The following is a 24,137-nucleotide window of genomic DNA, read 5'->3' as shown; positions in this document are numbered from 1 at the left end:
GACCCGGCGCAGGTTCATTGTGACGCCATGAACGCACCGCTGACTCTGACCTCGAAATCCCCATTCGACACTGCTGAAGTTGCCACCAAACTGGGTGGCGCATTGCAGTCTGGCGATACTATCCTGCTTGAAGGTACCATCGGCAGCGGCAAAACCCATTTCGCACGCGCATTGATCCAATCTCTTCTGTCCGCACCCGAAGATGTGCCTTCGCCGACCTTTACTCTAGTTCAGGTTTACGAGACGCAGCTTGGTGAGGTCTGGCATTCAGATCTCTATCGTCTTTCTGCCGTGGAAGAGATCGAAGAGCTGGGGCTGGTCGACGCCTTCGACGCCGGCATTTGCCTGATCGAGTGGCCTGAAAAGCTGGGTCCTCTGACGCCAGAGCCGGCCTTACTGATCCGGTTCACCACAGACGCCAACGAACAAGATACGCGACAACTTAAGATGTCGTGGACAGACCCGAAATGGAACGCCAAGCTGGAGGGGATCCAATGACGAACCGGGCCATTCTGGCAGAAGCCTTGATCGCGCAGACACCATGGAACGGCGCACGGCATACGCCTTTGGCAGGTGATGCCTCGAACCGCCGGTACGAGCGTCTGACCGACCCTGCCACCGGCCGGACCGCCGTTTTGATGGATGCTCCGCCCGACAAGGGCGAAGCTGTTGAACCCTTCGTGCGTTTGTCGAAATACCTGCGTTCCATTGGGTTGAGTGCGCCGGAAATCTACGCCGAGGACTGCGAATACGGGTTTCTGTTGCTCGAAGATTTGGGCGACGATCTGTTCGCACGCGTCTTGCGGGACGATCCGACGCTTGAGCGCACGCTGTATGACGCCGCAACCGATGTGCTTGTCCATCTTCACGCGGCGCCGACGCTTTCGCTCGACAGTTACGACCCCGCTATGATGACCGAATTGGCGGCGCTGTCGTTCACGAAATATGCACAAGGCATTCTTGGATCGCACGACGACGAGGCCCGCGCCCGGTTCGAGCTGCGCTTTGCGGATATCCTGCACCGGGAAACCGGCGGAACGCGGGTTGTTGTGCAACGCGATTACCACGCAGAAAACCTGATCTGGCTGCCCGAGCGCGAAGGTCTGGCGCGTGTCGGTCTGCTGGATTTCCAAAGCGCGATGCTGGGGCATCCCGCCTATGATTTGATGTCACTGCTACAGGATGTGCGTCGGACTGTGCCCGCCGGGATCGAGATGCGGATGATCGACCGCTATATCACCGCAACCGGCGTCGATGGGCATGATTTCCGCACCGCATATGCTGTTCTGGGCGCACAGCGTAACCTGCGCATTCTGGGCGGTTTTGCCCGGCTGGCGACCGATTATGGAAAGCCACACTACGTCGACCTGATCCCGGCTGCGTGGGCACATTTGATGCGCGATCTCGAACATCCCGCGTTGGTGCCGGTGGCAGACCTGTTGCGCAGCGCCCTGCCCGCCCCAAGCCCCGAAAACCTGGAAAAGCTGAGGGCGCAATGACCGGCCCCCCCCAAGCTGCAATGCTGTTTGCCGCGGGCTTTGGTACTCGCATGGGTGCCCTGACCAAAGACCGGCCCAAACCGCTGATCGAGGTGGCCGGGCGACCCCTGATTGATCACGCACTGGATCTGGTCGATGCGCTCAGGCCGCTGCGGGTTGTTGCCAACCTGCACTACCACGCTGATCAGTTGGCTGTTCATCTGGCGGGCTGCGACGTTATGATATCGCGGGAAGAACCGCGCATTCTGGATACTGGTGGTGGGCTGCGCGCAGCGCTACCTCTGCTTGGATCCGATCCCGTATTCACCTTGAACAGCGACGCGATCTGGGCTGGGCCCAACCCGCTGAATTTACTGAAGGATCATTGGAATCCGGATAAAATGGATGCGCTGCTGATGTGCGTTCCAGTTGGGCAAACCCTTGGCCACACAGGCCCTGGTGACTTCACTCAGGACAGCACAGGGCGGATCGTCCGCGGTGCCGGTCTTGTTTACGGCGGGGTACAAATTCTGAAAACCGAAGGGCTACATGACATCGCTGAGGACGTGTTTTCATTGAACGTATTGTGGGATCGAATGCTGCAGCAAAAGCGCCTGTTCGCACTGTCTTACCCCGGTCGCTGGTGCGATGTGGGGCGTCCCGAGGGTATTGATCTGGCCGAGGGGCTGATTGCCGATGTTTGAGCCCAGCGCCCTGCCCCGGGTATTCGCCATTCCTCCGGGCGCGGATTTCCCCAAGGTGCTGGTTGACGGTCTGCATGAGCGATTTGAGGGGCAGCCGCCCGATGCGCTGGCCCGGGTACAACTGGTAATCAACACCCGCCGGATGGCGCGCCGGGTGCGCGATCTGTTTGATCAAGGTCCCGCTTGCCTGTTGCCACGCCTCTCTTTGGTCACAGATCTTGGCGAAAGCGCCGATCTGGCGCAGATCCCACCCGCAATCCCGCCTCTGCGTCGCAGGCTGGAGCTGACGCAGCTGATCGCAAAACTACTGGACCAGCAACCCGATCTGGCGGCCCGGTCCTCGCTGTTCGATCTGTCTGACAGTCTGGCCGGGCTGATCGACGAGATGCAGGGGGAAGGTGTCTCGCCCGATGCGATCAGGCAACTGGATGTCAGCGACATGTCCGGCCATTGGGCACGGGCGCAGGCCTTTATCGGCATCGCCGATCAGTTCATGGAATCCGGTTCGGACGCGCTGGATGCGCAGGCCCGACAGCGGCGCGTGGTCGAGAACCTGATCGCGCGCTGGGAGGCGTCGCCGCCCGAACATCCTGTCATTCTGGCAGGCTCTACCGGGTCTCGCGGGACCACCCTGATGCTGATGCAGGCGGTTGCGCGTCTGCCTCAGGGGGCGCTGGTGCTGCCTGGCTATGATTTCGACCAGCCAGAACATGTTTGGAGCAATCTGGATAACCCGCTGACATCTGAGGATCATCCTCAATACCGGTTCCGCAAGCTGATGCTTGGGCTAGGGCTTGGCCCGGATCAAATCCGGCCATGGACCACGGATCAGGCCCCTTCACCTGCCCGTAACAAGCTGATTTCGCTTGCATTGCGCCCTGCCCCGGTCACCGACGCATGGATGACTGAAGGCCCGCTCCTGCCCGACCTGAACGGTGCGACCAAGGATGTGACGCTGATCGAGGCGCCCTCGCCCCGGGCCGAGGCCTTGGCCATTGCGCTACGCCTACGGCAAGCGGCCGAGACCGGCCAGACCGCCGCGCTAATCACCCCCGACCGGATGCTAACCCGGCAGGTCAGCGCCGCACTGGACCGGTGGAATATCCTGCCCGATGACAGCGCGGGCCTGCCACTGCAGCTGTCTCCGCCCGGGCGGTTCCTACGCCATGTCGCCGGGCTGTTCGCGCGCCGCCTGGATGGCGAGGCTCTGCTGACGCTGCTCAAACACCCACTGTGCCATGACGGGGGCGACCGGGGCAGCCACCTGCTGCATACCCGCGATCTTGAGCTTGGCCTGCGTCGCTATGGCCCGCCCTTTCCCGACAGCGCCAGCCTGACCGCTTTCGCCATTCGTACTGAAGCGCCCGAGGACTGGGTCCGCTGGGTTACCCAGGCATTTTGCGATCAATACGACCCCACCGAACAGCCACTGCCGGACTGGGTCGCCCGGCTTCGCACGCTGGCCGAGATGATCTCGGCAGGTGCAACCGGTGAATCTGGCACATTGTGGGACAAGAACGCGGGCCAGAAGGCGCTTGCGGTGATCTCCACTTTGGAAGCCGAAGCACAGCATGGCGGTGCGATGACCGCCCATGACTTTGCCGACCTTCTGGGCGCGTTGTTGGCAGGTGAAGAAGTCCGCGACCGTGATGCACCTCACCCGCATCTGATGATCTGGGGCACCCTGGAAGCGCGCGTTCAGGGTGCGGATCTGCTAATTCTGGCTGGCTTGAACGAAGGCAGCTGGCCCGAGGCTGCGGCGCCCGACCCCTGGCTGAACCGTCAGATGCGCAATGAGGCCGGTCTTTTACTGCCCGAACGCAGGATCGGCCTGTCCGCGCATGACTTCCAGCAGGCGGCAGGTGCGGCAGAGGTGGTTTTGACCCGCGCTACCCGCTCGGATGATGCGGAAACCGTACCATCCCGTTGGCTGAACCGCATGACCAACCTGTTGCAAGGCCTGCCTGAACAGGGTGGAACTAGGGCGTTAGAAGCAATGCAAGCGCGGGGCCAACGGTGGCTGGATTGGGCAGAGATGCTGGAACATGCACCCCGAATCGCACCCGCGCACCGCCCGTCGCCACGACCACCCGTCGCGGCGCGGCCACGGCGGCTATCGGTGACCGAAATCAAACGCCTGATCCGCGATCCGTACGCCATATATGCCCGACATGTCCTGCGATTGAGACAACTGGATCCGCTGGTTCAGGCGCCAGATGCCCTGCTACGCGGTATCGTCATCCACGAGGTGATGGAACAATTCGTGCGTGACAGCGTTCTGGATCCGGCTTTATTGACCCGAGAAAATTTCCTGAAACGCGCCAAAGCTCTGCTGGACGACCACGTTGCCTGGCCAACTGCCCGAAAGCTGTGGCTGGCGCGGCTAGAGCGGATTACCGATAGCTTTCTATCCGCCGAGATTCAGCGCCGAACCGATGGCGGGCCTGTGGCTTTTGAGGTTGGGATGCGCCTGGCGTTGACGCCGCTGGACTTCACCATTGCCGGACGTGCCGACCGAATCGATCGAAGCGGGCAGGGGGCTTTGCGTATCATCGACTACAAGACGGGCACTCCGCCAACGGAAAGTCAGCAAGCCAAATTCGACAAACAACTGCTGATCGAGGCCGCAATGGCCGAGCAGGGCGGTATCGAAGGATTCGATCCGCTTCCCGTTGCACAGGCGATCTTCATTGGCATGGGCGGCACCTATAAAGAAGTGCCCGCACCGCTGCAAAAAGAGCCGACCGACAAGGTGCTGGCCGAACTGAAAGAGCTCATTTCAGCTTATTTAGAGCCTGATCAGGGGTTCTCTTCACGCAGGATGCTGCACAAGGACACAGATATAGGGGACTATGATCACCTCGCCCGGTTCGGCGAGTGGGATCGTTCGGCGGAAACCGAACCGGAGGACCTGACATGACCCCCCGCAATGATGCCACCGAACGGCAGGTTCAGGCCGCGCGCCCGGACGCCTCAACCTGGCTGGCGGCCAATGCGGGCTCGGGCAAAACCCGGGTGCTGACCGACCGGGTGGCGCGGCTGTTGCTGGATGGCGTACAGCCGCAGCATATCCTGTGCCTGACCTATACCAAGGCCGCGGCCAGCGAGATGCAGAACCGGTTGTTCAAACGTCTTGGCAAATGGGCAATGTTGGGCGACGGCGACCTTCAGTCTGAGTTGGTCGAACTTGGCGTACCGGGCGTGATCGATCCCGACCGGTTGGCGCAAGCACGGACCCTGTTTGCCCGCGCTATTGAGACGCCTGGTGGCCTGAAAATCCAAACGATACACTCCTTCTGTGCTTCGCTGCTGCGACGGTTCCCGCTTGAGGCGGGGGTCAGCCCTCAGTTCTCCGAAATGGAAGACCGGGCTGCGGCGTTGCTGCGCGAAGAGATCATTGAAAGTTTTGCCGACGGCCCTCAGGCCGAATTGATCGAAGACGTTGCCCGCTTTGTCACCGATACCGGTTTTGACAAACTGACTGCCGCTGTTGCGCAGAAACGAAATCAGTTTGAACATGTGCTGCAATGGCCGGACATTCTGCAACGGTTTGATCTGCCCGAAGGTTTTGATGAACAGGTCCTGCTGCGTAACGTGTTTCTGGGCGGTGAGGTCGAACTGATCCAGTCCATTTTACCCGCGCTTTCGGAAAGCGGAGGCAACAATGCCAAGGCCGCCGACAAGCTTGTCGGCTTTACCGACGCCCGGCTCAGCAAACTGACGATACTTGAAAACGTCCTATTGACGGGTAAGGGTGCGAAAGAGCCCTTTGCCGCAAAACTCAACAGCTTTCCAACCAAGGCGCTGCGTGAAGGGGTGCTGGCAGATCGGATGCCCCAGCTCGAGGCCCTGATGCTGCGGGTCGAAGCCGCGCGGGAACAACGACTGGCGCTGGTTGCGGCCCAGAAAACCCATGTATTACATCGCTTTGCCGCGGCCTTCCTTCCGGAATACGAGCGGTGCAAGCAGGTGAGGGGTTGGCTGGATTTTGATGACCTGATCCTGCGCGCACGTCAGGTGCTGAACGACCCAGCGGTGGCGGAATGGGTGCTGTACCGGCTCGACGGTGGCATCGATCACATTCTGGTGGACGAAGCGCAGGACACCAGCCCAGATCAGTGGGACGTGATCGAAAAATTGGCTCAGGAATTTACCAGCGGGGAAGGGGCCCGATCCGGAGTTGAACGCACGATCTTTGTGGTCGGCGACAAGAAACAGTCAATCTATTCCTTCCAAGGTGCCGACCCGCAAGCCTTTGACCAGATGCAGGCCGAATTTGGACGAAAACTTCGAGAATCAGGCTCTAAACTGTGGGATTCAACGCTGGAATATTCGTTCCGCTCGTCCAGCGCGATCCTTGGGCTGGTCGATGTACTGTTCGAAAACCATGTAGAGGCCGGGTTCCACAAGGATGCCTTACACCGGGCATTCAAGGCCGATCTTCCTGGGCGCGTCGACCTATGGCCGGTGATCGAGAAGGTTGAAGACGAGGATGACAGCGATTGGACCGATCCCGTTGATCGACCCGGCGCGCGGCATCACACCGTCATTCTGGCAGAACAAGTTGCCCGGTCGATCAAGGATATGATCAGGGATGGCGCCACCATTCCCGATGATGGCGATGCGTCGGGGACATTTGTCCGGTGCAAAGTGCAGCCCCGCGACTTTCTGATCCTTGTCCAACGCCGCTCGGACTTGTTTGCCGAGATCATTCGCGCCTGCAAAAGCGAGGGCCTGCCCATCGCGGGGGCGGATCGCCTGAAGGTGGGCGCGGAATTGGCGGTCAAGGATCTGGCTGCTTTGCTGAGCTTTCTGGCCACACCCGAAGACAGCCTATCCCTGGCGACAGTCCTGAAATCCCCACTGTTTGGCTGGACGGAACAACAGTTGTTCGATCTGGCTCATCGCAGGGAGGAAACTTATCTATGGGCAGCGTTGCGCAATCGTGCCGAGGAGTTCCCGGTAACGCTTGCGATTCTGAACGACCTACGCGGTCAAACCGACTTTCTGCGTCCTTATGATCTGATCGAACGTATCCTGACGCGCCATGACGGGCGACGCAAACTGCTGGGTCGGCTTGGGGCCGAGGCTGAGGATGGTATCAACGCGTTACTGTCGCAGGCGCTGGCCTATGAACGGACAGATATCCCAAGCCTCACCGGTTTTCTGGTCTGGATGCAAACCGACGATCTGGAGATCAAGCGCCAGATGAGCGGAGTCGGCAATATGATCCGGGTGATGACCGTTCATGGCTCGAAGGGATTGGAATCACCGATCGTAATCCTGCCGGACACTGGTAAACGACAGCCACCACGAGATGCCGAGATCATGATGGCGGGCGATACTCCGTTGTGGAAAGTGCCTTCTGATGCCTCACCTGCATTGATCGCAGCTGCGCGCCAAGAAGCCAGAACGCGCGAGGAGAATGAGCGGCTGAGGCTGCTCTATGTGGCTCTAACACGGGCAGAAAAGTGGTTAATAGTGGCGGCCGCCGGGGATGTAGGCAAGGATGGCAACAGTTGGTATCAGATGGTTGAGGCCGCGATGGCGCGGGCAGGGGCTACTCAGGTGCCCGGCACCCAGACCCTTCGACTGGCGCATGGAGATTGGGAGGCTTTGTCTGCCGTTGAACAGGGCAGCATCCCGCACAACGAACAGCATTTGCCTGTATTTTTTGACCACCCCGCGCCAAATGCACCCGCGCCAGCCGAAACGCTCAGCCCCTCTGATCTAGGGGGTGCGAAGGCCTTGCCCGGAGATGCGGGGCAGGATGAAGAGGCGGCGAAACGACGCGGATCGCAGCTGCACCTGTTGCTCGAACATCTTCCTGCTGCCGCACAGGATCAATGGCCGCAGCTTTGCGCACGGCTTCTGGCCGATATGCAAGATGTTGAGCGGCAAGATCTGCTGACTGAGGCCACATCGGTGCTGACGGCAGAATATCTGAAACCGGTCTTTGGCTCGGATGCGCTGACCGAGGTTTCGGTCTCTGCCGATCTGAACGGCACACGAATGCATGGGGTCATCGACCGGCTGATTATCACGGATAAAGAGGTGCATGTAATTGATTTCAAATCCAATGCGACTGTTCCGACCGGGCCAGAATCCTGCCCCGAAGGGCTGTTGCGCCAGATGGCGGCCTACGCCCATGCCCTGTCGCAAATCTATCCCAATCACAGTATCCGCACCGCTATCTTGTGGACGCGAACCGCACACCTGATGTGGTTGCCACACGATATGGTGACGGACGCCCTGACACCGAACCCTATATCTTGACCTTGCACGGTGCCGCACCTAGGTTCTGAGCCCAAGCATTCCCAGTCAGGAGACAGACATGTCGACCGTAGCCGTTACCGACGACACCTTTGACGCCGAAGTCAAGAATTCCGATATCCCCGTCGTGGTGGATTTCTGGGCCGAGTGGTGCGGCCCCTGTAAGCAGATCGGCCCCGCCCTGGAAGAGCTGGCCAGCGAATATGGTGGCAAGGTGAAGATTGCCAAGGTCGATGTCGACAGCAACCCAAACTCAGCCGCGGCCATGGGCGTGCGCGGCATTCCGGCGCTGTTCATTTTCAAAGACGGTCAGGTGGTTTCGAACCGCGCTGGCGCGGCCCCGAAAGCGGCCCTGCAAAGCTGGATCGACGAGTCGATCTGACCTTCGCTACTGTTCGAACGCAAAAAGGCGCCCCGCATTGGGCGCCTTTTTTTGTGAAAGCCACTGCGTGACAAGAGTTTAGACTCACTTGATGGTCCACCTCACCGATACTCCCGCGCCGTCCTTGTGGGTAAATGTAACGGTGTCGTCTGCGATTGAAACCACCTGACAGTCGTGGGGCATCACTTCACCGACGATCACGATTCTCCGACAATAATACCTGTCTTTCCACTCCCACGTGCCGCTGATACTGCCACCTTTCGGGCCTTTGCCCTCAACCGTGCCGTCCTTGTGAATAGTCACCCAGGTTTCGCCCTGAACCAGCTTCTTATCAACGATCATGTTCATAAATTTCGCTTTGTTTTCTATGACTTCAGCGGATACGCTTGGCGCCAGAAGTCCAAACAACAACAATGATGACATGAGCCGAAAATACGTCATGGAATCAAACCTTTCATAGATCGTGTGCTTAAACAGACAGAATTCTAGTCGATAGCGGCGGTACACACCAAACATTCGGGTTTCGTGGTTTGGCCGGATGCAGTTCACTGTACTGGTTCTTTCAATTCGCAAGAACTCGTGCAGATTGTCGGGTCATCAGGAATAAGGAGGCGACATGCCCAAAACTCGGGTATTGGTGGAATTCGGTATGGGTACGTCGCTTCGGCGCGAAGACTATACCGAAGCAGCGCTGCGCGCGCTCAAGGATGCGCTCTGGCATAACTCGGTCAATATGGCGGAATTGTTCGGATTCCCGAAAGAGGCCATGATCATCGACGCGGAAATCGGTGTACAGCAACCGGACCGGGTGGATTCGCAGGCGTTGAAGGCCATTTTCCCTTACGGCCAGCCCAACATCACGGTCACACATGGTGGCTTGGATATCGACAAACCCCATTCTGAAGGTCGCACGGTGATCGCCAACGCCGCGATCGTTGTCTCATTTGATATGGAGCCCGCCCGATGACGGAAAAACGTATTATTCTGGAGATGGGGACCGGCAACGATCTGTATGGTCAGGACTATACCAAGGCCGCGCGACGCGCTGTTCAGGACGCGCTGCACCACTCGTCCATCACGCTGTTTTCCAAACTGGGCATCAGCCATGAGGAGATGCGCGTTGAGGTCACGATTGGCGTTCAGCAGCCTGAGAAGGTTGATTGTGATCTTGTCGCCTCGGATCTGCCGCGGGGCCGCGCCTCGGTTCGGGCGGTCAAAGGGGGACTGGATGTCGAGGATGCCGAGGCGGGTACCCGGCATGTCGTAGCCACTGCTGCAGTTGAGGCTTATCTGCCTGATCTCGCAGGTAAATTCGTCGAAAGCTGAAAAAGAAAAAGCCGCTCAATCGAGCGGCTCATCTTATAAGTGTTCAAATCCTGGATCAGAACTTGGAGATATCAGCGCGGGTCAGCCCGACGTCTTCCAGCTGCTCGTCGCTCAGTTGCGACAGTTCGTTGCGTGTCTGATATGATTTGTACCATTCGACAACGTTTTCGAATGCATGAGAGAATGCGTCCACTGCGTGCAGGATGGTGACTGCTCCGCGCGGCGCATGGGTTTTTGCGATTGCGTTTGCCATGTGCTTAGTCCTTTTAACAGAAACAGCCGACCCGTTGTCGGTTGTAAGCCTCATGTAACTCCGGCGGCTGAGTCTCACAAATGCTGACTCAACAGCCCCGGTTTGCGTTTACTGCATATCTTTTGGGCAGTTTTAGAACCGGTTGCGCAGAACCCGTGCCCGGCCCATATATGGCAGCACGGATAACGGAGGCATTCATGGCAGACAGCGATTTTCCCGGATGGCACGGCACCACTATTATTGGCGTCAAGAAGGGCGGGCAGGTTGTCATCGCCGGGGACGGGCAGGTCAGCCTGGGCCAAACCGTGATCAAGGGCACTGCGCGAAAGGTGCGTCGCCTGACACCGGGCGGGTTCGAAGTGGTCGCCGGATTCGCCGGATCTACGGCGGATGCGTTCACGCTGCTGGAACGTCTGGAAGCCAAGCTTGAGGCGACGCCCGGCCAACTGGCGCGTGCTTCGGTCGAGCTGGCCAAGGACTGGCGCACCGACAAGTATCTGCAGAAGCTCGAGGCGATGCTGATTGTGACCGACGGCGAGGATCTGCTCGTGATCACTGGGGCAGGGGACGTGCTTGAGCCGGAACACAACGTCGCTGCAATCGGGTCGGGCGGCAACTTTGCCCTGGCGGCGGCCCGTGCGATGATGGATAGCGACAAACCAGCCGAGGATGTAGCGCGTGAAGCTATGGCAATTGCTGCGGATATCTGCGTGTATACCAACGGCAATCTGACGGTTGAGACGATCGGGTCATGAGTGCGGTTCTGGCAGCGATATTTGGTGGGCTGATTGGCGGTATTGTTGGGCCGATTGTGCTTGAGGAATATCGGAACCGGAAGCACGCCAAAACATGGAAAGAGCCTCGCAAGAAGCTGCTTGAGTCCATGTTGAGGGATACCAAATACAAGTTCAAAACTCTGGAACGGCTCAGCAGAACAATTGGCTGTACCGAAGATCAGACACGCTCGCTATTGATCGAGCTGGAAGCCAGAGGCGCTGTTTCAAAGAAGACCAAAAAGGAAATTTGGGCACTGATCGAGCGCGCGCCATTACAGGAAAGCCAGCGCAAACTTGACGAAGAAGAAATTGAGGAAGAGCAGGAGTAGGTGACCCCCTCCGCTCTATCGGCTGCTCTTTACGCCAATAGCGCTTTGATCTCTTTCCCCTTCCACCTCAGATGCATCCCGATCAGGCCCATCAGGGCAGTGACGATGACGATGTAGTAGGGGACGCGGATGTCGATGCTCATCAATCCGCCTCCGATCAGGGACATGATACCGCCTGCTAGGCAGAACACGGCTGTGGTCACTCCCATGACCCAGCCCTGATCCGTTTCGGCAACGCTGGATGAGAACAGGCCCAGCAGCGTCGGGTAAGAAACGCCGAAGAAGAAGTAGAAGAAAAAGACCGGAATATAGCTCAGCACCCCGCTGGGGCTGAATGCGAAGGCAAAGCCACAGATCACCATGGTGACCAATGAGGTGTAGATGATCTGGTGCTTGCTGAACCTCTCTTGCGCTGGTTTCACAAGGAAGGTGCTGGAAAAGGCCAGCGCAACGCCAATGACCACCATCGCCATGCTGCCCCCTATTACGCCATAACCCCACGCGCTGGTCAGGAAGTTGTCGACGAATACATAGAAAGTAACGTTGGCGACCATGAACAGGGCGTAAACTGGCATGATCTTCAGAACCAGCGGGTGCTCGCGCACAGCAATAAGACTGTCGGTGATGTCGCGTGGGCGGAAAACAAAAGGTTCACGCTCGGTTCTGGTATCCTTGAAGAACGCGGTCACAAGAAAGATTGCAATCAGGACCAGTACAAACGCCCCGTAGAAAGGCGTTTTCAATGTCGCCGCGCTGCCCAATAAGGCTGCATCGGACAGAACCGCGCCTATGATCGGTCCTCCGACCAAGCCAAAGCTGACACCGGTCACAATATAACCCATGTTGCGGTCGCGGTCGGCAGCGTCGGTGCTGCCATCGATCATTGCCGCTTGTGCGATGGGCTGATTTCCAGCCGTAAACCCGGTGATTGAACGACCAATGATCAGCAGAAGCAGGCTGTTGAGATAAAGCGCTGCGATGGTCAGGGCGTAGCCGACCAGCGCCCCGGTCAAACAGACCAGAAGAGCATTCTTGCGCCCAATAGAGTCTGAAACTTTCGAGACATAGACCACCCCCAGAAACCAAGACAGGAAGAAGCAGCCGATCACCAGACCATAATAAAAGTGCCTTGTGCCCATGGCCGTGCTTTCCGGCAAGAAGCCGGACTTCGTTTCCATGATCAGGGAGTTGATGATGGGAAACACCAGCCCTTGTCCGATCAAGTCAACAAAGACCACAAACAGCAGGGTGATCTTGGCAATCTTGGTCATGAAAACGCCCCCAGTTCCAATATCTTGGGGCGAGTGTAACAGACAGTTGCCCTGTCACCTAACGGCGTGTCAGAGGCCGGAAAGCCCGACCCCTGAAGGGTGTGATTACTTCAACGAAGCAACGCCCAGCGGGACGCCGGCAACCTCGCACCAAATGTAAACTTCGTTGTAGCCCGAGACATCCATGGTTGGTGGCACGGCATAGGATTGCTTGCCGGTCAGGTGCAGCAGCGCGCCCAGTTTGCTGTCTGGGGCGTATGTGCCGTCCTTACCAAATGCGACACGCGGGTCGGGGCCGTTGTCCAGCGAAAAGTCGTCGCCCAGTTCAACGATGTAACGCTCGCCATCTTTGGCCAGTTTTACCGAACCGGTAGTGACGTGGTTCGAGCGGCCTTCAAATGTGCCTTTCTTTTTTGCGCCACCGGCCAGGGCAGCGGTGGTGCCGACCAGAGACAGGGCCGCGCCGGTAGCTGCAGCTTTCACAAAAAGCGAACGACGAGTCATCATGATGAGGTATCTCCCTAATGTCATACGGACGCAGAGTCCGTCGCGAAAGGTTATGCCGCAGACGCTGTGCATCTGGCGATTCACATCACCACGAAATTCCGTGTGCTGCCCGTGAGTTGCCGTGATCTTCTCGTGATCGGCTTGTGTTTTCGCGCCGTATGATTAGGTTCCGCTGCGAAACATACGGATAGAACACATATGACCGACCTGACCCCGCGCGAGATTGTCTCGGAACTGGACCGCTTTATTATCGGGCAGAAAGACGCGAAACGCGCCGTCGCCGTGGCGCTACGCAACCGCTGGCGGCGCAAGCAGTTGCCAGATGACATCCGCGATGAGGTCTATCCAAAAAACATTCTGATGATCGGACCCACCGGCGTTGGCAAGACCGAGATCAGCCGCCGTCTGGCCAAACTGGCCCGCGCACCCTTCATCAAGGTTGAAGCCACCAAATTCACCGAGGTCGGCTATGTCGGTCGGGACGTTGAACAGATCGTGCGTGATCTGGCTGACGCCGCAATCCTGCAAACCCGCGAGTATATGCGCGAGGATGTCAAAGCCCGCGCCCATCAGGCCGCCGAGGATCGCGTGATCGAGGCGATTGCAGGAACCGACGCCCGCGAAGCGACACGCGAGATGTTCCGTAAGAAGCTGAAAGCGGGTGAGCTGGACGATACCGAAATCGAGTTGGAACTGTCAGATACCACGAACCCGATGCCGATGTTCGATATTCCGGGCCAGCCGGGTGGTCAGATGGGGATGATGAATCTGGGTGATATCTTCGGCAAGGCCTTCGGTGGAAGGACCGTCAAGAAACGCATGACTGTCGCTGAAAGCTATGAGGCCTTAATTGGGGAAGAGGCCGACAAGTTGCTGGATGATGAAACCGTCAACCGGGTGGCTTTGGAAGCGGTCGAACAGAACGGCATCGTGTTTCTGGATGAAATCGACAAAGTCTGCGCCCGATCCGATGCGCGCGGAGGCGATGTCAGCCGGGAAGGGGTTCAGCGCGACCTGCTGCCTCTGATCGAGGGCACCACTGTCAGCACCAAACATGGCCCTGTGAAAACCGACCATATCCTTTTCATTGCATCCGGTGCGTTTCACATCGCCAAGCCCTCGGACCTGCTGCCAGAACTTCAGGGCCGTTTGCCGATACGCGTGGAGCTGCGCGCCCTGACAGAAGAGGATTTCGTACGCATCCTGACCGAGACCGACAACGCTCTGACCCTGCAGTATACTGCCCTGATGGGCACTGAAGAGGTCACGGTCAGTTTCACCGAAGACGGGATCGCAGCCTTGGCCCGGATTGCGGCGGATGTGAACCAAAGCATCGAGAATATCGGTGCGCGGCGGCTTTACACGGTGATGGAGCGCGTGTTCGAAGAGCTTTCGTTCACCGCACCGGATCAGGCAGGGGCTGAGATCACCGTCGATGCAGGTTTCGTGAACGACAATCTTGGCGAGCTGACAAAATCCACAGACCTCAGCCGTTACGTTTTGTAACAGGTGCCAGCCGGATTTTGCCAATGAGTCGTGCCCTCAGGCTGGACGCGGGGCGGGAATACGGTAGCGTAGCCCTGTAACTTCACAGGGGCAGAGCGTGCTGCGCTATTTCATCATCATTGTGACGCTGTCTGTGCTAACCGCCTGTGCGGATCGGTCTATCACAGAGATCACACCCGAAGCCCTTAGGGTCGGCACCCCCGCCACGGTCTTTGCCGCCACTACCCGTGCGCGCGAGCCGGATGGCAGCTACGGAGCTAACCGTGCCGAGGCATTGCGTTACCTTGAGATGACCGTCTCTATTCCGCCGTCGCACACGCCGGGTGAACTCGAGTTCTCATACGCGAACCCGAATCCGAACAAACAGTTTGTCGTGGCCGATGTTACCGAGTTCTCTGGTCCGCAGGATCTGAAGTCCCGTCTGCGTGGCGTGGATGACGTGGTCATCTTTGTTCACGGGTATAACGCCACGCAGACCGAGACCGCCTTTCGGGCCGCTCAGCTGAGCCATGATATCGGTATCCCCGGAACCATTCTGATTTATTCCTGGCCCAGTAAGGCGCGCGGCACCGGTTACGCCTATGATCTGGATAGTATGCTGTTTGCCCGAGACGGGCTGGAACAGACCATTAGATTGCTCAAATCAATGGGCGTAAAGCGGGTCGTCCTGATAGCGCATTCGATGGGCAGCGCCCTATCGATGGAGATGATGCGGCAAGCCGAACTGCGCGAGCCGGGGTGGGCAAGCCGCAATCTTGAGGGGGTCATCCTGATCTCACCTGATCTGGATGTGGATCTGTTCCGATCCCAGATGAACAGCATCAAGAGCCCGCCCGACCCGTTTGTGGTGATGGTGTCCCAGAAGGACAAGATTCTGAACCTGTCGGCTCGGCTGCGCGGCACCGCGGACAGTCAGAGGTTGGGTAATATCAGTTCGGTCGACGCATTGGCCGAATATCCGATCAGCGTGATCGACACGACTGCATTCAACAGCGATGCGGGATCATCTCATTTCGTGGCGGCGACGTCTCCGGCGCTGCTGGCGATTCTCAGTTCGGTCCGCCGGGTCAGCAACACCTTTGGCCCCGACCGGCCTGGCATCGATGTCCTTGTCCCACCCAGCGAGCGCAGCGCAGATGGCGCGACCGAGATTGTGCTGACCGAGACCGGACAGGCGCAGGTCAGCGCGCCCTGATCAAGCACGCATTCGATGATCGGGGTCCAGCGATGGGATCGCATCCAGCAACCGCTTGGTATAGTCTTGCTTGGGTGCGGCAAACAGTTCGCGCGTCGGGGCGCTTTCAACGATCTTGCCGTGATACATCACGACCACAAAATCGCAGGTATGGGCCACAACCGACAGATCGTGGCTGATGAACATGAAGGTCAGGCCCATATCTCGCTGAAGGGATTTCAGCAGGTTCAGGATATCCGCCTGAATCGACACGTCCAGCGCCGCCACGCATTCATCGGCAACTACAAAACGCGGGTTGCAGGCCAGAGCCCGCGCGATAGAAATCCGCTGACGCTGACCGCCCGAAAACGCGTGCGGATAGCGTCGCAGATGTTCAAGGTTCAACCGGCATTTGCCCGCAATCTCGCGAACCCGCGCATCGGTTTCCTCACGCGATGCGGTCAGGCCCATCACATCCAGCGGTTCGGCTATGATATCACGCACGGTCATCCGAGGACTAAGCGCCGCGTAAGGGTCCTGAAAAATCAACTGAGCCCGACGGCGATAGGACTTGAGATCGGTTGCTGACATTTTGGTCAGATCGAACTGCTCTTCACCATCATCATAGCTTGCGCCACCTCTGGTGATTGGGACCGCATTCAGCAATGCGCGGCCAAGTGTTGTCTTGCCCGAGCCGGACTCGCCGACCACCCCAACAAAAGCCCCTCGCGGGATTTCGATCGAGACGTTGTCGACCGCCTTCAGCGTGCGCTTGTTAAACAACCCGCCACCAAGGGGAAATTCGACTGACAGGTTTTCGGTTTTGATCAGAGCATTTGTCATGGCTGGCCTGGCACGTCTTCGGGGAAAATGGCTGCGAAATGGCCGGGGCTGACCTCGGTCAAGGGTGGGCGTTCCGTTTCATATCGCGATCCGGGTTTGAGTTCCGGGTTGCGTGGATGGAACACGCAGCCTGATGGCCGCTCCAGAGGTGAGGGGATATCGCCGGGGATCGGGGTTAGCGGTGCGTCCAGATCATCGAGTTTGGGTAACGCGTTCAGCAGACCACGCGTATAGGCATGTGCCGGATGGCGGATCACTTCACGCACAGGTCCGCTTTCCATGATCCGACCCAGATACATCACCGCAACCCGGTCGGCGGTTTGGGCGACGACGCTTAGGTCATGGGTGATGAAGACGATGCCCATGCCGAACTCGGCCACCAGATCCTTCATCAGATCCAAAACCTGAGCCTGAATGGTCACGTCCAGCGCCGTTGTCGGCTCATCCGCGATCAGCAGTTTGGGCTTGGTCGAAAGCGCCATGGCGATCATCGCCCGCTGACGCATCCCGCCCGACAATTCGAAAGCGTATTGGTTGAACCGGGCCGCCGGTTCAAGAATACCCACCCGGTCCAGCATTTCGATCGATAGTTCTTTGGCCTGCTTTTTGCTGAGGTCCGTGTGGATCAGCAACTGTTCAACCATCTGCTTGCCGATAGTGATCGCGGGGGCAAAGCTGGCCATCGGCTCTTGGAAGATCATACTGATCGCCCCGCCGCGCACAATCTCCATGTCCCTGGGCCGCTTCAGCGCCATGATATCAACCGGGCCGCTGTCGAGATGCAGATCGATCCGGCTTTCCGGCGCATAGATCGCGTTGGGTGGATTTAGTTTCATCAGTGACTTTGCCGTCACTGATTTTCCCGATCCACTTTCGCCGACCAGCCCGAGCACCTCGCCTGGGGCGAGTGAAAACGAAACATCCTCGACCGCCGTGATCAACCCCTCATCGGTTTTGAACTGAACGGACAGGTTTTCGACATCGATCAAGCTCATTTGCGGGTCTCCGAATAAGGATCAGCCGCATCGCGCAGGCCATCGCCAACGAACACGAAAGACATCACGAGAACGACAAAGAAGATGACCGGGATGAAATACCATTGGTAATTCAGCAGAACATCCGCCTTGGTCACATTCTGCAACATCACGCCAAGTGAGTTGACCGGATCTTTCAGCCCCAGCCCGATAAAGCTGAGCGCGGTTTCGCTGAGGACCATATAGGGGAACGAGATCACCAGATCGACGATGATGTAACTGGTGAAGCTGGGCAGTAGATGACGCCGGATGATGTGGCCCGGTGATGCGCCGCAAAGCTTTGCCGCAAGCACATATTCCTGATTGCGTTCGGTCAGCAGATGGGTGCGCACACGCCGTGCCAAAGTAGGCCAGCCGACCAATCCCAATATGGCTGTGATGACAAAGAACCTTGTTTCGGCCGACCATTCCGGCGGGATAAAGGCCGCAATCGCCATGAACAGAGGTATGGCCGGAACCGTACGGATCGCATCGGTGATCATTTGGATCACACTGTCGACCATTCCACCGTAATATCCAGCCACCCCTCCGATCGCGAGCGCCAGCACGAACGAAATCATCACCCCAAGCGTTCCGACCTGTAGCGACGTCCAAACCGCATGCAGTGTACGGCTGAAGATATCCTTGCCGGCACTGTCGGTTCCGAACAGGTGAACATAGCCCTGATCGACACCAAACAGGTGGATGTTACCGGGAATGACTCCAAACAGCTTATATTTGTCGCCCCGAACGAAGAACTGGATATATCGGCGTTCATCCTCGTTCACTTTCTCGACCCAGCGGAAATTGGTCGCCAACGAGCGTTCGCGGGTGACCCCGTGCAGGAACGGGCGGATCGAGCAGCCATTCTTGTCGCAGAATTTTGGAATCTGCGGGGCTCCGTTCAGATAGTCTTTGTCACGCCCTGCGGCGGTCGGATCGTAAGGCGACAGGAACGGAGCAAAGATGCCCGACAGGATCAGGACGACCAGAACTGTGGCCGCAATCATCGCCGCGCGCTGTTTCTTGAATCGGGCCCAGATCAACTGACGCTGCGAGGCGGTGAAATAGGCTTCTTTTGCCTTTTGGTTGTCGATTGTCGCAGTCATCTGGTCACCTGAGGATACTTTTGCGCACGCGCGGATCGATCACCGCAAGCAGAATGTCGGTGAAGAAATTCAACGTTACGATTGATGCCGTCAGGAGAAAGATGATGGCCCCCGCAAGTTGCTGATCATTGGACCGCGCCAAGGCTTCAAGCAAAAGCGCCCCGGCTTCGGTCAATGTCAGGATCAGCGCCACAATGGGCAGTTCGTTGAAGATCCGGTTCAGGTCAAAGCCAAGGCTGTTGACGATCGGCCCCAGCGCATGACGGGCCGGATAGCGCCATAACAGTCGGCGGCCATAAATGCCACGCGCGGCAGCAGCGGTGACATACAGCTTCCCGATCTCATCCGACATCAACGCGCGCACGGTCTGCAGCGCAAAGGCTGTGGCCGACCAGCCCAGAATGAAGATCGGCAGCCAGGCGTGTTTCAGCAAATCGAGGAACTTGCCCCAAGACCAAGGCGCTTCTTTGTACTCGGGCGAGAACAGCCCGGTCAGAGTCTCGCCGAAATAGACGGTTGAAACCAGCATCACCATCAGGGCCAGCAGGAAGTTCGGCATTGCCAAACCCAGATAGCTGACGATCCGCAGCGAGTTGTTCAGTACCGCACTGCGCGAGGCGGCAGAAATGATGCCCACAGGGATTGCAATGGCATAAGCCAGCGTCAAAGCGCCAAGGCAGATCCACAGCGACAGCCAGAACTTGTCGCCCAGCAGCTGTGCAATATTCACCCGCAGGATGCAGCTTTCGCCGAAATCGCCACGAAATGCCCCTGACAACCAAGTGGCCCATCGGGTCAGGAACGGTTGATCCAACCCCAGTCGGGCGCGTTCTGCTGCAACGTCAGCAACGGTGATCGCGGACCCTTGGGTGTTTTTATACGCCAAATAGCGCTCGGCACAGTCACCGGGCACCAGTTCCATCAGTGAAAAAACAATCAGCGATACGATGACCAAAGTGACCAACGCCATAACCGCCCGGGTGGCGGCAAATCTGCAGAATTGCAACATATCTGTCCCCGCGGGATGCGCGAAGGCGGGCGCGGGCGCCCACCTTCTTATCTTCTCAACCTTATTCGCTCAGCCACCACTGGGCGGGGCGGTAAGGATAGGTCCGATAGAACTCGTAAGACTGCGTTTTGAACTCGGTAAAGTTCTGCAGGTTGTTCGAGTGATAGATCGGGGCAGGAGCATTCACGGTACCCAGGAACAGCAGCTCGCCGGTCATGATCTCGACCATCTTCTGCGCGGCGGATACTGACGCATCAGAGCCGGGTGCACTGGACTGATAGGTGTCCAATGCAGCCTTCAGATCCGCGACCCAAGCCGGTGGTTCAACTCCGTTTTCACCGTTTGAGCTGATATATTCAGCCCAAAGCATACCTGTACGTACGTCGAAATAGCCATCAAACGGAGGCACCCAGATCTCGCTGTCCCCGAGGATCGACCCGGCTGGCTGGCTCTTCAGCCATAGGCCCATATCCAGCGAGTTGGCCGTTTGTGCGGCGCGGAATTCGTCGGATGTCACCTCTTTGATCGCGGTGTTGACGCCAACGTCTTTCCAGTTCTGGGCAATCAGTTCCACCAATTGCGCCGAAGCTGGCTGGGTCGAGAACTGCCAATCCAGAACAAACGGATCACCATTCGGCAAGTCGCGGAAGCCATCACCATCCTTGTCGACAAGACCGACTTCGTCCAGCAGCGCATTGGCGCGCTCTGCGTCGAATTCGATCTCATGGTTCGACCATTTTTCGTCGATGAAATCGGGACGTGGCGAGAAGCCGATGTACTGTGTCGGTGTTCCCAGACCAAAAGCCACAACCTCGTTCAGCTGGTTGCGATCCATAGCAACAGACATCGCAGTTCTGAACCGGATATCGTTAAAGATCGCGCGCTTGGCCTCGTCTTCTGCGGTCACGTTGAAGGTCAGAACCGGATAACCGATCGAAGGCTTCACCTCGACCGTGTAGTTACCGTTCTCCTGACCTTCGAGCAGCACCGGAGCGGATGTCAGGTTAACACCCTGCGATTTGTAATCGACCTCGCCATTCAGCAACTTAAGGGTGCGTACTTCTTCGTCCGGAACGTAAGTTTCATCCATTTCCGAAATGTAGGGAAGCTGGTTACCCTGCGTGTCGACCTGGAAGAAATAGGGGTTGGCCACGTAGTGACGACCCTCGGTGCTCTCCTTCACAAGGATATGGCTCTCCAGCGTCGGCATGGTGTCGGTGGGAAGACCCGCCAGTTTGTCACCGGCTGTCAGCATCGGAGATGGCGTATCCATCCAGTCCGAGTTGCCATAATAGGCCTTGATCAGCTCGTACCCGTTTTCATAACCAAGCGCCTGCGCGTTGGCGTCGGCGTTGTCATCCAGCGCCGGGTGGAACTTTTCAAAGAAATGCTTGGGCTGGTAGGGCTGCACATAGGTGAACGAGAATGTCTCGGTCAGGCCAGGCTTGGGCGCGGCAAGGGTAAAGCGGACGGTGGTGTCGTCCAGCGCTTCGACCTTCATCGGCTCACCGCCCGCCAGCGCATAATCCTTCGCTTCGGCGATGACATTGGTGTCCATCATCAGATTGTCGTACCAGAACACAACATCTGCTGAGGTGAACGGTGCACCGTCCGACCATTTGTGACCTTCGCGCAAGGTCACGGTAAGCACGGTGAAGTCATCGTTCCATTCCCAGGATTTCGCCACGTTGGGCACCAAGGTCTGCAGGTCGTCGGAATAGCGGAACAGGTTGACGTGACGCACCGAAAGGAAGTCCGAGGTGCCGCTTTCTGTGGCGTTGGAGAGCGCGTCCAGAACACCGCCATACTGACCTATCGAGTCATAGGGTACGATGACCAACGGGTCAGCCGGCAGACGATCTGCCACGGCCGCTAGATCGCCATTGCCACGGATCATGCCGTTCAGATCCCCAATAGCCGGGTTTTCTGCAAAGCTGAGCGTACAGTTTGCAGCTGATTGAAACTCGGACAGATCAAACTGCTGAGGATAAGCACCGGCTGCGACGCCCTGCATATCCGCGACGGTTGCAGCAGGACAATTGGCCCAGGCCGCGCCCCCGATTGTGGCAAAGGCCACACCAGACATAAGAAGCTTTTTCATGTTTTCTCCCTAGGTTTTGTTTATTTCGTTTTGCGTTTCCGAGAGCCCGATTTGCCCGCTTTGCTTTCGGAGGTTTCTTTGTTCTTTTTTTGCTTCCGGGGCTCTATTTCATCTGGCCCGGATTTGACATCGTATTGCGATGCAATGTGCACTTGGACCCCAGCTTGCTTGAGAACGGGTGCAAACGCATCGGGTGGCGCGATATCGGTCACCAGATCCGTCACCTTGTCGAACGGGCAAGACACGTTGGCCGCCTTTGCACCGAATTTAGTGTGGTCCGCTGCAACGATCATGCGATGCGTGTTCCCTTGCAGCGCACGGGTCAGATCCGCCTCCAGCGGGTTCGAGGCCAATACGCCTCCAACCAGCGACAGTGCATCCGCGCCGCAGATCACCGCGTCATAGCTGTACTGACACGCCAGTTCTTCAGCCGCACGGCCAAAACTGCCTCGCTCGGACCGGATTACTTCGCCCCCTGCCAGAACGGCGCGCGTGCCATTGTGATCGGCCAGGGATGCGACAACTGACAAAGAGTTGCTAACGACGGTCAAACCCCGCAGCTCACGTAGTTGCTCGGCCACATGAGTCATGGTCGAGCCAACGGTGATGAACAACACCATCTCGTCCTCAAGCAACCCGCAGACCCGCTTGGCGATGTTGGTTTTCTCGTCGGCATTATACTCCAACGCGCCCGAAAACATCGGTGTATCCTGCGCCCGAGACAGAAATGTGCCGCCATGCACACGCTCAACCTTGTTCGCGCGCGCCAGTGCCTTGACCAAACGACGCACAGTTTCCTCAGAGACGTCCATGATCTGGGCGATCTGAGTGTTGCGCGCTGACCCCCCCAGCCGCGCAAGGACATCCAGCAGCTCTCGGCCACGATGTGGGATGGTTACGCTATCATCATCCATTTTCAGACTCGGTCACATTTTCGCGCAAAAATCCACAATAAATGTAAATCTTTTGCGACAATTTTGGTTTTTTTGCCTTTTCCGGTCAACATGGCACAGCAAACCTGCAGTTTCATGCGGCGTGACAGGTGGATTTCAGATCTCTTGCAAGAATCATTCAACTCATCCCAGCATGTGTTCATGACGACAATGCGATCAGCGTCACGCCTGCAGCCATCATCACGGCTGCCAGAAGGCGTCGCATGGGATTGCCTTCACCCAGGAACAGAAATCCGATCAGGGCCGCGAAGATCACTGAAGTTTCGCGTAAGGCTGACACGACGCCAAGCGGAGCGAAATTCTTGGCATAAAGCACTAGGCCGTAAGCCGTCATCGACACCATTCCGCCTGCAATCCCAATCGCCCAGATGCGCAGAGGCAAATCAAGCACACGCGCGCCTCGTCGTAGCGCGACAAAGCCCACAACAAAGATATGCAGAACCGAATGCCAGGCCCAATAACTCAGGATGTTGCCTGACACCCGCACGCCCAGGCCATCCACAAGCGAGTAGATGGAAATAAAGCAGCCCGTTCCCAATGCGAAAACAAGCGATGCCCTACCGACCCCTTGCCTCAAAACCGACCAGCTGGACAGTTGAATGCCGGTGGCAATCACCGCGATCCCAATCCAGGCCTGCGTCGGCAGATGTTCGCCCGCAAATATCACGGCCCAAAGAGCGACCAGCGCAGGAACCACACCGCGCGCGATCGGGTACACCACACTGAGATCACCATGCCGGTAGGCCTGATTCAGCATGTAGAAATATCCGAAATGAACAACGGTCGAACCTGCCAGATATGGCAGGCTCTCGACATTCGGGAGCGGCAGAACCGCCACCATCAGCGCCCCCGGGATAACATGCCCCAGTGCAACCAGACCCAGCGTGACCGTTCGGTCAGCGGCCGTTTTTACAACCGTGTTCCAGATCGCATGCAGCAACGCGGCCGCAAGGATTATGAGAACGATTTCAGCGCTCACTGTCAGATCGCCACTTTAAACAGTTCAGTGATGTTTTGTTGGTTGAGTTGGATTGGATTCCCTCCGCATGAGGGGTCGATGATTGCGCCTTGGACCAGTTCGGGGATGGCGGCTTTGGTGACGCCGAGGTCGGAGAGATTGCGGGGGATGG

23 protein-coding genes and 1 pseudogene are annotated in these 24,137 nt (G+C 57.8%); 12 read left to right on the top strand and 12 right to left on the bottom strand.

Annotated features, from left to right (window positions below; all coding sequences use genetic code 11):
- Positions 1-27 precede the first annotated feature (27 nt).
- From tsaE to trxA, 6 genes are read left to right on the top strand one after another with little or no spacing between them, the layout of a single operon-like run.
- On the top strand, positions 28-498 hold the full coding sequence (tsaE, locus tag ACR0EN_RS20770) for a tRNA (adenosine(37)-N6)-threonylcarbamoyltransferase complex ATPase subunit type 1 TsaE (protein WP_170407927.1): 471 nt from the start codon (positions 28-30) through the stop codon (positions 496-498).
- Positions 495-1,499 carry a phosphotransferase gene (locus ACR0EN_RS20765; protein ID WP_170613063.1) on the top strand — a complete coding sequence of 335 codons (1,005 nt, stop codon included), beginning with the start codon at positions 495-497 and terminating at the stop codon, positions 1,497-1,499. The genes tsaE and ACR0EN_RS20765 overlap by 4 nt, the downstream gene beginning before the upstream one ends.
- Complete coding sequence (locus ACR0EN_RS20760; protein WP_170613061.1) at positions 1,496-2,182, top strand: nucleotidyltransferase family protein; 687 nt, start codon at positions 1,496-1,498, stop codon at positions 2,180-2,182. Before ACR0EN_RS20765 ends, ACR0EN_RS20760 begins: the two co-directional genes overlap by 4 nt.
- Positions 2,175-5,102, top strand: a complete 2,928-nt coding sequence (gene addB / locus ACR0EN_RS20755) for a double-strand break repair protein AddB (RefSeq protein WP_480588538.1) — start codon at positions 2,175-2,177, stop codon at positions 5,100-5,102. The genes ACR0EN_RS20760 and addB overlap by 8 nt, the downstream gene beginning before the upstream one ends.
- Positions 5,099-8,458, top strand: coding sequence for a double-strand break repair helicase AddA (addA, locus tag ACR0EN_RS20750; protein ID WP_480588536.1), 3,360 nt, complete (start codon positions 5,099-5,101; stop codon positions 8,456-8,458). The genes addB and addA overlap by 4 nt, the downstream gene beginning before the upstream one ends.
- Positions 8,459-8,516: 58 nt before the next feature.
- Positions 8,517-8,837, top strand: coding sequence for a thioredoxin (gene trxA / locus ACR0EN_RS20745; RefSeq protein WP_170397826.1), 321 nt, complete (start codon positions 8,517-8,519; stop codon positions 8,835-8,837).
- Between the two features lie 84 nt (positions 8,838-8,921).
- Here trxA and ACR0EN_RS20740 read toward each other — a convergent pair whose 3' ends face one another.
- Complete coding sequence (locus tag ACR0EN_RS20740; RefSeq protein ID WP_480588534.1) at positions 8,922-9,185, bottom strand: hypothetical protein; 264 nt, start codon at positions 9,183-9,185, stop codon at positions 8,922-8,924.
- Between the two features lie 268 nt (positions 9,186-9,453).
- Between ACR0EN_RS20740 and ACR0EN_RS20735 the strand changes: the two genes are divergently transcribed.
- Both ACR0EN_RS20735 and ACR0EN_RS20730 read left to right on the top strand, forming a co-directional pair.
- A complete protein-coding gene (locus tag ACR0EN_RS20735) occupies positions 9,454-9,804 on the top strand; it encodes a Lin0512 family protein (RefSeq protein WP_170397821.1) in 351 nt (116 codons plus the stop codon).
- The gene (locus tag ACR0EN_RS20730; RefSeq protein ID WP_170407917.1) at positions 9,801-10,163 is read left to right on the top strand and encodes a Lin0512 family protein; all 363 of its coding nucleotides are present in this window, start codon (positions 9,801-9,803) and stop codon (positions 10,161-10,163) included. Before ACR0EN_RS20735 ends, ACR0EN_RS20730 begins: the two co-directional genes overlap by 4 nt.
- A 55-nt stretch (positions 10,164-10,218) precedes the next feature.
- On the opposite strand, the gene ACR0EN_RS20725 is transcribed toward ACR0EN_RS20730, so the two are convergent.
- Positions 10,219-10,416: a DUF1127 domain-containing protein gene (locus tag ACR0EN_RS20725; protein ID WP_170397815.1), complete on the bottom strand. Its 198-nt coding sequence runs from the start codon at positions 10,414-10,416 to the stop codon at positions 10,219-10,221.
- Positions 10,417-10,613: 197 nt separating this feature from the next.
- Here ACR0EN_RS20725 and hslV point away from each other — a divergent pair, with 197 nt between their 5' ends.
- Complete coding sequence (gene hslV / locus ACR0EN_RS20720) at positions 10,614-11,171, top strand: ATP-dependent protease subunit HslV (RefSeq protein WP_170566574.1); 558 nt, start codon at positions 10,614-10,616, stop codon at positions 11,169-11,171.
- Entirely contained in the window at positions 11,168-11,521 is a 354-nt protein-coding gene (locus ACR0EN_RS20715; protein ID WP_170425354.1) for a hypothetical protein, read from the top strand. The genes hslV and ACR0EN_RS20715 overlap by 4 nt, the downstream gene beginning before the upstream one ends.
- 29 nt (positions 11,522-11,550) lie before the next feature.
- Here ACR0EN_RS20715 and ACR0EN_RS20710 read toward each other — a convergent pair whose 3' ends face one another.
- Positions 11,551-12,792, bottom strand: coding sequence for an MFS transporter (locus tag ACR0EN_RS20710; RefSeq protein WP_170397806.1), 1,242 nt, complete (start codon positions 12,790-12,792; stop codon positions 11,551-11,553).
- Positions 12,793-12,897: 105 nt separating this feature from the next.
- Complete coding sequence (locus tag ACR0EN_RS20705) at positions 12,898-13,299, bottom strand: DM13 domain-containing protein (protein WP_480588531.1); 402 nt, start codon at positions 13,297-13,299, stop codon at positions 12,898-12,900.
- Between the two features lie 198 nt (positions 13,300-13,497).
- Here ACR0EN_RS20705 and hslU point away from each other — a divergent pair, with 198 nt between their 5' ends.
- Together hslU and ACR0EN_RS20695 are read left to right on the top strand one after the other, a co-directional pair.
- Positions 13,498-14,805: an ATP-dependent protease ATPase subunit HslU gene (gene hslU, locus ACR0EN_RS20700; protein WP_170425348.1), complete on the top strand. Its 1,308-nt coding sequence runs from the start codon at positions 13,498-13,500 to the stop codon at positions 14,803-14,805.
- 97 nt (positions 14,806-14,902) lie between these two features.
- On the top strand, positions 14,903-16,000 hold the full coding sequence (locus tag ACR0EN_RS20695; protein WP_170566570.1) for an alpha/beta fold hydrolase: 1,098 nt from the start codon (positions 14,903-14,905) through the stop codon (positions 15,998-16,000).
- Here the strand turns inward: ACR0EN_RS20695 and ACR0EN_RS20690 are convergent, their stop codons facing one another.
- From ACR0EN_RS20690 to ACR0EN_RS20655, 8 genes and pseudogenes are all read right to left on the bottom strand, one after another.
- Positions 16,001-16,822: an ATP-binding cassette domain-containing protein gene (locus ACR0EN_RS20690; RefSeq protein ID WP_170819061.1), complete on the bottom strand. Its 822-nt coding sequence runs from the start codon at positions 16,820-16,822 to the stop codon at positions 16,001-16,003.
- Positions 16,819-17,817, bottom strand: coding sequence for an ABC transporter ATP-binding protein (locus ACR0EN_RS20685; RefSeq protein WP_170407909.1), 999 nt, complete (start codon positions 17,815-17,817; stop codon positions 16,819-16,821). The genes ACR0EN_RS20690 and ACR0EN_RS20685 overlap by 4 nt, the downstream gene beginning before the upstream one ends.
- Positions 17,814-18,944: an ABC transporter permease gene (locus ACR0EN_RS20680; RefSeq protein ID WP_170397790.1), complete on the bottom strand. Its 1,131-nt coding sequence runs from the start codon at positions 18,942-18,944 to the stop codon at positions 17,814-17,816. The genes ACR0EN_RS20685 and ACR0EN_RS20680 overlap by 4 nt, the downstream gene beginning before the upstream one ends.
- 4 nt (positions 18,945-18,948) lie before the next feature.
- Complete coding sequence (locus ACR0EN_RS20675; protein ID WP_170397787.1) at positions 18,949-19,953, bottom strand: ABC transporter permease; 1,005 nt, start codon at positions 19,951-19,953, stop codon at positions 18,949-18,951.
- 61 nt (positions 19,954-20,014) lie between these two features.
- Positions 20,015-22,054, bottom strand: coding sequence for an ABC transporter substrate-binding protein (locus tag ACR0EN_RS20670; protein WP_170425335.1), 2,040 nt, complete (start codon positions 22,052-22,054; stop codon positions 20,015-20,017).
- A gap of 20 nt (positions 22,055-22,074) precedes the next feature.
- Positions 22,075-22,968 carry a DeoR/GlpR family DNA-binding transcription regulator gene (locus tag ACR0EN_RS20665; protein ID WP_170407901.1) on the bottom strand — a complete coding sequence of 298 codons (894 nt, stop codon included), beginning with the start codon at positions 22,966-22,968 and terminating at the stop codon, positions 22,075-22,077.
- 178 nt (positions 22,969-23,146) lie between these two features.
- Positions 23,147-23,986, bottom strand: coding sequence for an EamA family transporter (locus ACR0EN_RS20660; protein ID WP_170407899.1), 840 nt, complete (start codon positions 23,984-23,986; stop codon positions 23,147-23,149).
- A gap of 2 nt (positions 23,987-23,988) precedes the next feature.
- Positions 23,989-24,137 (bottom strand): annotated as a pseudogene (locus tag ACR0EN_RS20655) (iron-containing alcohol dehydrogenase); the annotation flags it as partial.

This window comes from Ruegeria sp. AB7, from assembly GCF_056542625.1.
The sequence above is the reverse complement of the archived record's forward strand: the minus strand, read 5'-3'. Positions and strand labels throughout refer to the sequence as shown.